This window comes from Pedobacter ginsengisoli (assembly GCF_002736205.1).
Lineage (GTDB): Bacteria > Bacteroidota > Bacteroidia > Sphingobacteriales > Sphingobacteriaceae > Pedobacter > Pedobacter ginsengisoli_A.
Genome location: NZ_CP024091.1, coordinates 1,877,572 through 1,890,453, shown reverse-complemented (window position 1 = coordinate 1,890,453; position 12,882 = coordinate 1,877,572). Strand labels below are relative to the sequence as shown.

The window sequence follows — 12,882 nt, the reverse complement described above, 5'->3', positions numbered from 1 at the left end:
ATATTGTTCTATTTACTTACTTTTGCATAGCATGAATTTAAAGCAATTATTGCATCATTTTACGAAAGAGTTAATAGAGATTTACGATGAACAGGAAATAATTTCTATTTTCAATATTAGTGTGGAACATATTTCTGGGTTTAACAGGAATCAGTTGATGCTAAAGGGAGATGCTGTATTAGAGGATGTTAAGCTTAATGAGTATTTAAAAACGCTAGCCAGGTTAAAAACAGGTGAGCCTTTGCAATATATTATTGGAGATACTGTTTTTTATGGTTTAACTTTTAAAGTTAATTCCTCTGTGCTGATTCCACGACCTGAAACCGAGGAGTTGGTTGAATGGATTATTGAAAAGTGTAAGCGGGAGCAGTTTAATGGTAGTATTTTGGATATTGGTACCGGAAGTGGATGTATTGCAATTTCGCTAAAAAAGAACCTGAATAAGTTTGCTGTTAGTGCTATTGATGTTTCTGAGGGTGCATTAGCTATTGCAAACGAAAATGCATTGTTAAATAATGCCGGGGTTAATTTTATTCATGCAGATATTCTGGACTTTGAAAGTGCTGAAAAGTACGATGTAATAGTTAGTAATCCACCTTATATTACAATGGAGGAACAAAAGACTATGCATATAAATGTATTAGAAAATGAGCCTCATTTGGCCCTTTTTGTTTCTAACGAGAAACCTTTGATATTTTACCAAGCCATTGCAGAATTTGCACTGAGTAATTTGAAAGACAATGGGCTGTTATTTTTCGAAATTAATGAACATTTAGGTAAAGAAACTGTACAGATGTTATCGGATAAGTCATTTGTAAACATAGAGTTGAAAAAAGATATCCAAGGAAAAGACAGGATGATTTTAGCTTCTGGAATGAAACTCCGTTATGATTCCCTTTAAATAATCGCGATCCAGATGGGTGTAAATCTCTGTGGTGGTAATACTTGAGTGTCCGAGCATTTCTTGTACAGCCCTTAAATCGGCGCCGCCCTCTATTAAATGGGTTGCAAATGAATGCCTAAAGGTGTGAGGACTAATGCTTTTTTTTATTCCGGCTTTTAAGGCTAAAGTTTTGATCATTGTAAAAACGGAAATGCGTGAAAGGCCTGTTCCGCCTCGATTTAGAAAAATATAATCTTCAAAGCCTTTCTTTATATTAATATGAATTCGCGATTCTTTAATATAGATTTTAATGAATTTTAATGCAGTAGCCCCAATTGGTACTATGCGTTCTTTATTTCCCTTTCCAATTACTTTTATGTATTCGTTTTCGTAATACATGTTAGATATCTTGAGGCTGATTAGTTCGGTAACCCTTAATCCGCATCCATAAAGGACTTCAAGGATTGCTTTGTTTCGCATTCCATCTGGCTTAGAGGCATCAATGGCATCTATTAACTGGTTGATTTCAATAATATTCAGGGTGTCTGGGAGTTTACGGGATAGTCTGGGCGATTCCAGTAGTGCTGTAGGGTCAACGGGAATGACTAGCTCTAATAACAAAAAGCTAAAGAATGATTTGAGGCCTGATATTACCCTGGCCTGTGTACTCGGTAACATGCCAAGCTCATTTATCCATGTTATGAATAACTTTAAATCGTTACTGTTAATCTCCTTTAAATCAATTGTTTTTTTTGTAGATTCTAAATATTGAAATAACTTGTCGATATCTGTTAGATAAGCATCAATAGAATTGGCTGAAAGCGAGCGCTCCAGTTTTAGATAGTTCTTAAACGATTTTAAATAGGGGTTATTAATCACACAAAAATTTTCTGATGTAAGTTTTTAGCTTTAAGTTTGAACTGATGAAGATACAAATTATTAATGGTCCAAATTTAAACCTTTTAGGGGTTAGAGAGCCGGGTATTTATGGAAATTTAAGCTTTGATCAATACATTCCGCAGTTGCGTGAAATGTTCGGTATCATTGATATTGATTATTACCAGAGTAATGTTGAGGGTGAGCTTGTTAATAAGCTGCACGAGGTTGGTTTTGATTATGATGGCATTGTGCTAAATGGGGGAGCTTACACACATACTTCGGTAGCTATTGCTGATGCAATTGCCGCTATTAAAACTCCTGTAATTGAGGTGCATATATCAAATATTTATGCAAGAGAGGAATACAGGCATGTTTCGTTAACAGGTAAGAACTGTAAAGGCGTTTTAACTGGCTTTGGTATGGATGGATACAGACTGGCAATTGAAAGTTTTTTAAAAACTCAGAATAATGCAGGTTAAAAAGTATTTATTAACTGTTGTTGGTTTGGCAATGGGCTTGGGTGCTATTGCACAAACTGATGCTACTGAGAAGGAGATCCTTGGGCATATTTCATTTCTCGCATCACCAAAAATGGCGGGTCGTTTTCCCGGGACTAAGCAGAACAAGAAGGTTGTTAGTTATCTAATAAAGGACTTTAAAAAGGCTGGAATTAAGTCTTTTAACGGTAGTTATGTTCAGGAATTTATTGCCAAAATCCGTGTAAAAAAAGGGGTTACGGATACACCCCGAGTTAAAACTCAGAACGTAATTGGTTTTATTGAGGGGAGTGATCCTGTTTTAAAGAATGAGTTTATTGTACTTGGTGCTCATTACGATCATTTAGGGATGGGTGGGCCATCTTCTAAAAAGCCTGATACTGTAGGTATACATCTCGGTGCTGATGATAATGCAAGTGGAACTGCCGCTTTATTGGAAATTGCAGAGAAATTGTCGGCCAATAGAAAAGATTTAAAACGCAGTGTGCTTTTAATAGCTTTCGGTGCTGAGGAGCAGGGCTTATTAGGATCCAGGTATTTTATTGAACATCCTTTGGTTCCGTTATCTTCTATCAAATTGATGCTTAATATGGATATGGTGGGTAGAATGAATGCTGAAAAGCAATTGTATATGGGAGGTGCTGCTTCTTTTGATGGTGGTATGGATTTAATGAAAAGTCTGGGCCCGCAGGTTGGCATTAACCCAATTGTAATTGCTTATGATGTAGGTGGTTCTGACCATGTATCATTTTATAGAAAGAACATTTCTGTATTGGGTTTTCATACAGGTGGACACCCTCAGTATCATACTCCTGAAGATGATATTGCCCACATCAATATAGCCGGCGAAAAACTGGTTTGCGATTATATTTACAAGGCTATTGTAAGTGTTGCAAGCAGGGAAGGGGCAATATTGTTTGTTCCTGAGAAGAAAAATTAGATTTTTAACTGACTGAAAAACCTAATTTTCTTGATAAAATAGGCATATACAATGCTTGAAGGATATTGGCCAACGTGCTTTTGAAAGCTGATTTGTTTAGCTGTTCTTTTCCTGCCGTTGGCCAATAGGCTTTTAAGGAAATGAAAATGTGCTTTATTAATAGCAAAAGCAAAGTCTGTTTTTCCTTGAAGCAGAAAATGAATCCAGGCAATAAAATCAAGGCACATTCTTATAAATATCCTTGAATAAGCATCGCCTATTGGCAGGTTCTTTTGAAGAATAATCAGGTTGTTTCTGAAGTTTAAATAGGTTTTATAAGGGTTATTTGCACTTAGAGTGCCGCCGCCGACGTGATAAACTTCTGCATCGGCACAATAGGCAACTTTATAACCAAGGTTTTTTAAGCGCCAGCAAAGGTCAATTTCTTCCATATGAGCAAAAAAATCAGGATCCAGGCCGCCTACTTCTTTCCATTGTTTGCTTTTTATGAATAAGGCCGCTCCACTAGCCCAAAATATCTCAGTTGAATCGTTGTACTGGCCATGATCTGATTCAACGGTATCGAATAGCCGACCCCTGCAAAATGGGAATCCGTGCAAATCCAGGTAACCCCCGGCTGCACCTGCATATTCAAATTCGCTTCTGTTTTTTTGCCATTTTATTTTAGGCTGGGCAACAGCAATACTGCTGTCTTTTTGCATCATGTCTATAACCGGCTGTATCCAGTTTTCCGGAACTTCCACATCTGAATTTAAAAGCACATAATATTCTGCATCAACCTGTTCCAGTATTTTACGGTATCCTTCCGCAAATCCATAATTTGCATTGTTTTGTATAATTCTTATTTGAGGATAATTGGCTTTTAGAAACTCAATTGAATTGTCTGTAGAGGCATTGTCGCCCACTATTAATTGTAAATTACTGTATTTTGATTGAATTACGCCGGGTAAAAATTGCTGAAGCAAAGCTTGCCCATTCCAATTCAAGATTACTACTGCTACACTTGGTTCCATTTATCCTGCATTTTCTTGTTTACTGTGTTTCCATCGTCTATGACTCCATAACCAGTAGGCCGGGTTTTCGTTGATCATATTTTCAAGGATATTGAAACTCATATTGGTAATTTGATATTCTGCTGTGGTGCTCGGATCATCACATATTGTCTCGCAATCTACCTCATAATAACCATTTTTTATATACTTCATTTTGAAATAGATTACCGGTCTATTGGTTTGCAAAGCTACTTTTTCTAATCCAAGTAATACAGGCGTGCGCTGATTTAGGAAGGGTAGCCAGTATTGAATTTGGTGGCCAACAGGAGTTTGGTCGTTAGCAAAACAAAACATTGTTAGTTCATTTTTTGTAGATGCTAACATTCTAAGTGTCTGTTTCATAGCAATAAATCTGTTCCCAAATCTGGTTCTCATTTTATAAAACCAGCTGTTAAAAAGCTGATTGTTAATCGGTTTGAAAATTACATAACTCTGCGGGCATAAGGTTAGACTAATAGCCAGCATGCCCCATTCCCAATTACAATAATGACCAGTACATGCCAGTATACTTTGTCCATTTTTTACATGCTTTTCTATTAATTCTAAATTATTGAATTTAACCCTCTTCAGTAATTCCTCTTTTGAAATGGAGGCCATCTTTATTGTTTCAATTACCAGGCGGGTGAAGTGCTTGTAAAAGGCTTTCTCAATTTTAATAATTTCTTCAATATTTTTATTGGGGAAGGATTTAACAAGGTTTTCGCGGACAACTTTTTTACGGTAGCCGAGAACATAATATAAGGGATAGTAGAGTAGTGCCGCAAAAATATACAACAGAGAGGTTGGTAGGAGAGACAAAAAGTTCAAAAAAAATATTCCTATATAAGAAAAGCTTTTTTTTATCATTAATTTGGCGAATTGAGAATGCAAACATAAATTATCAGATGCAAAGTTCAGCTATATTCCCCCTTTTTTATCTTCCGCCTATTAGTTATTTCTCTGGTTTAAAAGACTTTGAGGGTTATTTTTTAATTGAAAAGGAGGAGCATTTCCCTAAACAAACCTATAGAAACAGAGCCAGGATATATTCGCCAAATGGAAGTTTAGATCTTATTGTACCAGTTATTAGAGGAAATAAAGTACATACGAAAGTTAAAGATGTTAAAATAAGCAACGAGTTTAACTGGCAAAGGCTACATTGGAAGAGTTTTGAGAGCTGCTACCGAAACTCTGCTTACTTCGAGTTTTATGAGGATGAGTTTGCTCATTTTTATCATAATAAGTTTGAGTTTCTTTTTGATTTTAATCTGGAGTTGTTGGAATGGATCTTAAAGCAGCTTAAGAGAGAAGTTAAGCTTGAATTTACTAGTGAATATTTTGATGATATAGCTCCTGATCTGGATTACAGGTCTAAAATACATTTTAAAAAAGTTAATGACAATACGATATATAAGCCTTATTTTCAGGTTTTTGATGACAGAGAAGGGTTTAAACCAAATTTAAGTATTGTTGACTTGCTGTTTAACCAAGGGCCACAATCCAAATCATATATCTAATATGGGTAAACAAACAAAACGTAAGCATCATAAGCATAAAAAGTATTCGTTGCCAGTAGCAGGTTCGAGCCCAGGCCAGATTTATATTGACGAGAATGCTTTAAAACCTGTAATTAAGCTCTATAAGTATAGCGCGGATCATTACGAGGTTAAAGAGCTTAGTTCTTTAAATAATGTGGCTCAAATTGTTTCTGATAAGAATTTTACGTTTTGGATTGAAATTAAAGGATACGATTCATTAGCAATGTTCGAGACCTTGTCTGCAGATTTTAATGTAAACAAGCTTGTTCTGGAGGACATTACACGTACTTATCAGCGTCCAAAATTTGAGGAATATGGAAGTTATGATTTTGCAATAAGCAGGATGCTCCATTTTGATGAGAGTAAGGATCTTGATAATGTACAGGTTTCATTTTTACTGACCGATAATACATTATTTACACTGCAGGAAAGTTATGAAGACTGTTTGGAGCCCATACGCGCGCGGTTAAAAGGTGGAAAAGGAAACATCAGGATAGCGGGAAGCAGTTATTTGATGTATGCTCTGATGGATATTATTGTGGATACTTATTTTGTGATTTTGGGGGCCTGGGGTGAGGATTTGGATACTATTGAAGATCGCCTTTTTGATAAGCCGGATAAATCAGTAATGTTTGATACTCAGATTATTAAACGAAATCTAATTGGTATTAGGAGAGTGGTTTGGCCTGAAAGAGACAAGTTAAATGATATCCTGAGAAGTGATAGTCCTTTGATTACTGAGCAAACAAAGCTTTATATCAAAGATGCATATGATCACTGTATTCAGATCATAGATGTGGTTGAGTCCCTAAAAGAGATTTCGATAAGTAATCTGGATATGTATTTATCTATGATAAGTAATAGAATGAATGAGATTATGAAGGTGCTTACTATTATCTCTTCAATCTTTATTCCACTAACATTTATTGCAGGGATTTATGGGATGAATTTTGCAATTCAGGATCCTGTTACAGGCAAATTATTACCTAAAAATATGCCGGAGTTATATGCAGCTCACGGATATTTATACACTATGATTGGTATGGGCATTATTGCAATAGCACAAATCATATATTTCTGGCGTAAGGGATGGTTTAAATAGAACTGATTATTCTTACCTTAGCGGCTTATGCAATCTTTCGATCTAGACAAAACAGACGTATCTAAGATTAAGGCGGCTTTAGGCGGTAGTGATGAAGAACTTCAGGTTATTCTGGAAGAGTATCACGCGTCTGAAATTGCGATCTTATTTGAAAGTTTAACTAAAGATGATAGACAACGCATAATCAATCTCTTATCTGTTGAGACGGCTTCTGAAGTAATTTCAGAAATGCATGAAGAATCGCATCCAGAGGAACTTTTACTACAACTTCATCCTGATAAGCGGACAGAGATTGTTGAGGAACTGGACTATGATGATGCCACAGACATCATATCTCAGCTTGAAGAACACGAGCAGAAAGAAATTCTTGAGGATCTGAGCGAAGATGATGCTTCGAGCATTCGTAATTTATTAAGCTACCACGAAGAAACCGCCGGTGGTTTGATGAATACGGAATTTATCCGGATAAATTTAAACCTTACCAAGAAGGATGCTATCGATGAGATTATCCATCAAAGTGAAGAAATTGAAGAGTTTTATACTGTTTATGTAATAGATGATGAGAATACTTTTCAGGGAATCGTTTCTTTGAAAGACATCATTAAAGCCAAAGGAAACGTAAAAATAACTGAGCTTGTTAAAGCTGAGGTTGCCTGGGTTCATCCTGATACGGATCAGGAAGAGGTGGCCAGACTTATTTCTCAATATAATATTACCAGTATTCCCGTTTTAGATAGTGATATGAAATTGCTTGGGCGCGTAACATTTGACGATGTTATAGATGTTCTGGAAGATGAAAATACTGAGGATATCTTGAAGATATCAGGGGTATCAGAAGATGAGGAATTAAGTGGTAACTGGATTGAGGCTGTAAAATCACGTTTGCCTTGGTTGATTTTGAATCTAGGAACAGCTTTTCTGGCATCAGGTGTTATCAGGCATTTTGAGCCTACTATTAAACTGATTGAAGTATTACCTGCATACATGACAATTATTGCTGGTATGGGCGGAAACGCAGCGACCCAGGCACTTGCTGTAACGGTAAGAAGGATTTCATTATATGACCTTACAGACAATCAGGCTTATAGAACAGTATTAAAAGAGGTTTCTGTTGGTCTTATTAACGGTGCCGTAACAGGCTTAATTGTATTTTTATTTGCAATAGTTTTTGATTCCAACCCAATGCTGGGGCTGGTTATTTTTATGGCCATGACAGGCAATTTATTAATAGCCGGCATTACCGGCGCAGGTATTCCGTTAATTTTAAAACGTGTTGGAATTGATCCAGCCATTGCTTCTTCAATAATTATTACAACATTTACAGATGTTTTCGGATTTTTGCTCCTGCTAGGCTTAGCGAGCGAACTTTTACTTTAATTCTATTATTCATTATTATATGCAACCAACAAAACACAACTGGACGAAGGAAGAAATATCAGCCATATACCATAAACCATTTTTGGATCTCGTTTACGAAGCCGCAACTATACATCGCGAGAATAAAGATTACGCAGAAGTGCAGGTGAGTTCTTTGATCTCTATAAAAACAGGTGGCTGCGCCGAGGATTGTTCATATTGTCCACAGGCTGCACGTTACCATACTGATCTGGAAGTTCAGCCGCTTATGCAGGTAAGTCAGGTAGTGAGTGCAGCTGTAAAAGCGAAAGAAGGTGGTGCATCACGTTTATGTATGGGTGCTGCATGGCGCGAAGTACGTGATAACCGCGACTTTGATCGTGTAATTGAAATGGTGAAGGCCGTAAATGATATGGATATGGAGGTATGCTGTACATTGGGCATGCTTACTGAAAATCAGGCTCAGAGACTTGCAGATGCAGGTTTGTATGCTTACAACCACAACATTGATACTTCAGAGGATGATTATAAACGTATTATCTCTACCCGTACTTATGACGATCGTTTAAATACCATAAAAAATGTACGTAAGGCGAAATTAACGGTATGTAGTGGAGGAATTATCGGATTAGGTGAAACTGTTGAAGACAGGGTTTCTATGCTTCAAACCTTATCTAATATGGCTGTGCATCCTGAGTCTGTTCCGGTAAATGCTTTAGTACCTGTTAAAGGAACCCCACTAGAATCACAACCCCGTGTTCCAATATGGGATATGGTTAGGATGATTGCTACCGCACGTATTGTTATGCCAAATTCTGTTGTTCGCCTTTCGGCCGGTAGAAATGAAATGAGTACGTTGGAGCAGGCATTTTGCTTTATGGCAGGTGCAAGCTCTATTTTTGCAGGAGATAAATTATTAACAACACCAAATCCGGCATTTATTGATGATATGGCTATGTTTGAACTTCTTGGTTTAAAAACCCGGGATGCTTTTAAAAATGGCAGACCAGTAAATACAATTGCTGATAAACAGGAAGAAACGGCAATTTAATTATCCGAAAAGATTATGAAAAAGGTCCAGACATAACATCTGGACCTTTTTTATTGGCTTAAATAAAGCTTCTTTTAAATATTTCTTTTGGTAGTTTTAGATATGACTTCTGATAATTTATAGATGTCATATGCTACTTTCTGAATCGTATCAAATTGTTCTGCAATGATTACCTCATCGCTTTGTTCATCAGCATTAGGATTTATATTTCTTCTTATTAATGGAACATTACTTACTGTATCTGTATTTTTAAATAAGTTTTCGGAAGCCAGGTTAAGTAGGTAAACAGTGTTTTGCGTGATGGGGTTTAACTCTTCAAAATTTGGAAAAATAAAGGAATGCTCCTTATAATACAAAGATAAGGTAGCTATATAAGATGATAAGAGGTGATTTAATGCAGTAAATTGATGCAGCTCTTTCATCATAATCTGTTTGCTTTTTGGTTCTGAAAACATTCGCTGAAACAGCGAGGCTAGATTTGCTGTAGTCACATAAACTTCTTTTCTGGCAACTTTATAGTTTGTTAAATCTGTAACTTGTTCTGAATAACAAAGCTTAACCTGTTCAAAATATTTTATATTGGCAATTAGTGTATCAACCATAGCTTCTTTGAGCTTTTCGTACTCCCAGTTTGGAAATAATGAATAACTTGCCATTAAAGCAATACCCGAACCTATTAACGTATCATAGATTCTTTCTCGAGCTAAAGAAATACTTCCAAGTCCAAGAAAATCAAATAATACCAGTATGTAGGGTGTCATGAAGAGTACGCTTACCACATAATTTTTACGCTGAAAGCTATAGCAACCAATCATACATATCAGTAAAATCACAAACAACGTGTTTTTATCTTGAATGTAAACTAGTATCCCCATGCCAACAAATGCGCCAATTACTGTTCCCACCAAACGCTCTATATTTCTTTTTTTTGCTAAACTAAAACCAGGTTTAGATATTACCAGAATGGTTAAAAGAATCCAATAGCTATGTGAGAAATCCAAAGATTTGGCCACAATAAAACCAATAAGCATTACTATGGCAACTCTTAGCGAATGCCTGAAAGTTGAAGAATTGAAGGTTATATTTTCAATTAGTAGTTTGAAATCAATATTTTGTCTAGTTACAAACCTTTCAACTTCAATTTTTCGCGGTTTCAGATTCTTTTTCTCGCTTTTATTAAAATATCCATTGATAGTTTTAATTCTGGAAAGGATGTTTTCTATGTTTACTTCTATATTCTTTAAAGCGATGATTCCAAGAGTGTTATATTTGTTTTCTGTATTGTTTACTTCAAGTGCTGTGATCTCATTTTTTAGTTTATCTATATCTTCAATTAACGAAGTGGGTAGGCTAGGGGTACTCCCGGTTTTTAAAGAAAAGGCAATATCGTCCAACTCATCTGCAATTCTTATAATAACTGATTCGTAATGAATTAAAATACCCGAAGCATCGAACTGTTCATGGAGTTGCTTGTAATTATAATAAGTAGACATGACTTGTTCAAAAAGATCAACCATATCAACAAAAACTAAGAGCAGAAACCTGCCTTCGGGGGTAGTCTCTCTAACTATTTCTCTAGTTTTAAATAATACCTCTCTGACAGCGTCTTGTTTTTCGTGGACCGTAACCTGAAGTTGAAGTAAATCGGCATAGTTGTCATCATAGTTTGTATTTTGACGATAAAATTTCGCTTTAGCTCTTAAAAATTCACTTACTGAATGTATTGAATCACTAAGTGTTTGTTGAACAATTCTATATGGCCTTAATCTGTAAAAAAAATAGCTAAGTAAAGTATACCAAATGCTGCCGGCAAAGATAAGTAAGGCAGAAAAGAGAACTTCAGTCCATGGGCGGATGTCATCAATACTTAAAACCATGATGAGCAATGAAGCTGTTCCAATTGCAGCGGCTCTGAGGCCGTACAAGAAAAACATAGAGAAAACAAAACTGAAACAAGCAATAACAATCCCGGTAAAATAAATATTGCTGTTTGTAAGGCCTACAATAATAAATATTAGCGTAATTAAGACTGTAGTGATTAACATGGCATTTCTGCGATGTACAATTGGACCTGGAGAATCAACAACACTTGCGCATAAAGCTCCCAATGATAAAGTCATACCATATTGGAGCATTCCAAATTGAGCTAAAATTAAGGAAGGACAAAGAACGCCGAAGGTAATTCTCAGACCATCAGCGAAATATGTGCTAAGCAAGAAATCGTGGATACTTCTTATGGGACGATCAAACATATTGAAAATCACTTACTGCAAAATAACAAAAAATATGAAAGAACCCAGTGTTTAATGTATAATCAAATTATACATTATTATAGTCTAATAATTAATATTATGTTAAGTAATAAATTAAACAATCATCCCCTATACGAAGATGCTTGAGTAAATAGTCTAAAACTCTTCTAGCTTAGATTTAAGTTCCTGAACTTTATCCAGCTTATTTTTGCGTGTATAGATTTCTATAAGCAACTGAACAGTAGATTTATCATTCTGATTGATCTCATGAGCTTGTAATAATGAAACCTCAGCTCTATTAATGAATGATGAAAACTTTACGTTTTTATCTGAACTTGTTGACTTAAGAGCCTCATTTGCAGATTGTATATAGGCTACACCTAATTGATATAAAGCATCAAAATAATTCTCATCAATAACCAGAGCTTTACTGTAAGCTAATTCAGCTGTTCCTAAGCCCGAATTATTTTGATATAGATATCCGTATAGAAAATAGAGCAACTTGTTTGCTGTATCAGTTTTTAATGTATTCTCGATAACTTTTATTGCCTGACCGTATTTTTCGTTATCAAGTAATAAGTTGATATAATTATTTGTCAGGTTAACGTCTCCGGAATTTATTCTTATTCCATCTTCAAGTGTTTTAATTGCCTGGTCAACCTCAAATTTTGAAGTATAGATATTTGCCAGATTTTGAAATACTGCCGGATTTTTTGCACCATTTTCTTTAGCTCTTTTAAAATATTCAAGAGCATTATCAAAACCTCTGATATTTTGTGCAGCAAGGGCCGTATTTATTGCTAAAGTAGTATCCTTTGGGAAAAAATCACTCACTTCCTTAAGTAAGTTAAAGGCAGCGGTGAAATCATTTTTTGCAAAAGCCGCATTTGCCTTTTCTTGCTTTTTAATATTAATATTGTAAATCGATGCTTCTATTAAATGCGTATTAGTTTGAAATTTATCTAACCTTTTTGCAGAATCTATTGCGTCTATTGCCAGATTATAATATTTGTCCGAATTGCCCTCATTTGGATCTGTAATGGCTATATATGAACTTAAATAAGCTTTAATCGCCCATGTTTCAGGCCATTTCTTCGTTTTCTTGTCATTTTGAGCTGCCTCAGTTGCCCTTATCCCTTCTCCTATTATTCCTAATTGCGCATTAGCATCCTGCTTTTTGTTAATAGCTATTTGCAATTTACCCACACTATTTCTTGCTATTAAAAGCTGACTTTTTTGAGAAAAGGCCAAATTACAAGTTGTTACAACTAAAAATATTGTGCTAATAAAAGATATCCTACTCATATTACAAACTTAAAAAAAAAGAGGGATAAACCTATCCCTCTTTTCACA

General features: G+C 35.6%; 12 protein-coding genes. 7 read left to right on the top strand and 5 right to left on the bottom strand.

The features are described from left to right. Positions 1-31: 31 nt before the first annotated feature. A complete protein-coding gene (gene prmC / locus CPT03_RS07790) occupies positions 32-901 on the top strand; it encodes a peptide chain release factor N(5)-glutamine methyltransferase (protein ID WP_099438322.1) in 870 nt (289 codons plus the stop codon). On the opposite strand, the gene xerD is transcribed toward prmC, so the two are convergent. After that, complete coding sequence (gene xerD / locus CPT03_RS07785) at positions 863-1,762, bottom strand: site-specific tyrosine recombinase XerD (protein WP_099438321.1); 900 nt, start codon at positions 1,760-1,762, stop codon at positions 863-865. The genes prmC and xerD overlap by 39 nt on opposite strands. A 44-nt stretch (positions 1,763-1,806) precedes the next feature. On the opposite strand from xerD, the gene aroQ reads away from it, so the two are divergent. Both aroQ and CPT03_RS07775 read left to right on the top strand, forming a co-directional pair. Continuing rightward, entirely contained in the window at positions 1,807-2,241 is a 435-nt protein-coding gene (gene aroQ, locus CPT03_RS07780) for a type II 3-dehydroquinate dehydratase (RefSeq protein WP_172954147.1), read from the top strand. Then, a complete protein-coding gene (locus CPT03_RS07775) occupies positions 2,231-3,199 on the top strand; it encodes a M20/M25/M40 family metallo-hydrolase (RefSeq protein ID WP_245870002.1) in 969 nt (322 codons plus the stop codon). Before aroQ ends, CPT03_RS07775 begins: the two co-directional genes overlap by 11 nt. Here the strand turns inward: CPT03_RS07775 and CPT03_RS07770 are convergent. Both CPT03_RS07770 and CPT03_RS07765 read right to left on the bottom strand, forming a co-directional pair. Continuing rightward, complete coding sequence (locus CPT03_RS07770) at positions 3,196-4,212, bottom strand: glycosyltransferase family 2 protein (RefSeq protein ID WP_099438319.1); 1,017 nt, start codon at positions 4,210-4,212, stop codon at positions 3,196-3,198. The two genes, CPT03_RS07775 and CPT03_RS07770, sit on opposite strands and share 4 nt — an antisense overlap. After that, positions 4,213-5,097 (bottom strand): lysophospholipid acyltransferase family protein, encoded by an 885-nt coding sequence (locus CPT03_RS07765; RefSeq protein WP_099438318.1) that lies wholly within the window; start codon positions 5,095-5,097, stop codon positions 4,213-4,215. 38 nt (positions 5,098-5,135) lie between these two features. On the opposite strand from CPT03_RS07765, the gene CPT03_RS07760 reads away from it, so the two are divergent. The 4 genes from CPT03_RS07760 to bioB are packed head-to-tail and all read left to right on the top strand — an operon-like array spanning position 5,136 to position 9,277. After that, positions 5,136-5,747 (top strand): WbqC family protein, encoded by a 612-nt coding sequence (locus tag CPT03_RS07760; RefSeq protein WP_099438317.1) that lies wholly within the window; start codon positions 5,136-5,138, stop codon positions 5,745-5,747. Position 5,748: 1 nt separating this feature from the next. Continuing rightward, a complete protein-coding gene (gene corA / locus CPT03_RS07755; RefSeq protein WP_099438316.1) occupies positions 5,749-6,870 on the top strand; it encodes a magnesium/cobalt transporter CorA in 1,122 nt (373 codons plus the stop codon). 27 nt (positions 6,871-6,897) lie between these two features. Next, positions 6,898-8,247, top strand: a complete 1,350-nt coding sequence (mgtE, locus tag CPT03_RS07750) for a magnesium transporter (RefSeq protein WP_099438315.1) — start codon at positions 6,898-6,900, stop codon at positions 8,245-8,247. A 19-nt stretch (positions 8,248-8,266) separates the two neighbouring features. Further along, complete coding sequence (bioB, locus tag CPT03_RS07745; RefSeq protein WP_099438314.1) at positions 8,267-9,277, top strand: biotin synthase BioB; 1,011 nt, start codon at positions 8,267-8,269, stop codon at positions 9,275-9,277. A 74-nt stretch (positions 9,278-9,351) separates the two neighbouring features. On the opposite strand, the gene CPT03_RS07740 is transcribed toward bioB, so the two are convergent. After that, on the bottom strand, positions 9,352-11,529 hold the full coding sequence (locus tag CPT03_RS07740) for an FUSC family protein (RefSeq protein WP_099438313.1): 2,178 nt from the start codon (positions 11,527-11,529) through the stop codon (positions 9,352-9,354). 156 nt (positions 11,530-11,685) lie between these two features. Then, positions 11,686-12,834 carry a tetratricopeptide repeat protein gene (locus CPT03_RS07735; RefSeq protein WP_099438312.1) on the bottom strand — a complete coding sequence of 383 codons (1,149 nt, stop codon included), beginning with the start codon at positions 12,832-12,834 and terminating at the stop codon, positions 11,686-11,688. Positions 12,835-12,882: the final 48 nt, after the last annotated feature.